1 protein-coding gene is annotated in these 489 nt (G+C 51.3%); it reads left to right on the forward strand.

Annotation, left to right across the window (positions count from 1 at the left end):
* Positions 1-489: Clp protease ClpP (locus tag HMPREF2794_RS26840; RefSeq protein ID WP_139147307.1), on the forward strand; the 489-nt coding region annotated here is incomplete at both ends.

The following is a 489-nucleotide window of genomic DNA, read 5'->3' on the forward strand; positions in this document are numbered from 1 at the left end:
TGACTGCAACAGCGGAAAACGGACGTGCCCGGATTGAACTCAAAGGCACAATATCAAAATGGAGGGAGACGGAAGCGGAATTCACTTCCAAAGTTGAGCAACTGATAAGATCAGGAATCAAGGATGTGCATATCTATATCAACTCTCCCGGTGGCGAATGCTTCGAAGCCAACGAGATCGTGAACGTGATCAAGAAGTTTCCCGGCAAAATTACGGGTGAAGGCGGTGCGCTGGTAGCCAGTGCGGCAACCTACATCGCTATCAATTGCACATCGTTCTCCATGCCTGCCAACGGACTTTTCATGATCCATCAGGTCAGCGGAGGGGCATGCGGGAGAGTCGCTGATATTGAATCGGCTTTGGAGGTCATGCGCAAACTGAATGAGCACTATCTGAATGCCTTCCTGTCAAAGTGCACGGACAAGAAGAAAATCCGGGACGCCTGGGAGAAGGGCGACTACTGGATGAGCGCGCAGGAAGCGAAGGAAA

It is taken from the genome of Bacteroides sp. HMSC067B03 (assembly GCF_001811315.1).
GTDB lineage: Bacteria > Bacteroidota > Bacteroidia > Bacteroidales > Bacteroidaceae > Bacteroides > Bacteroides faecis.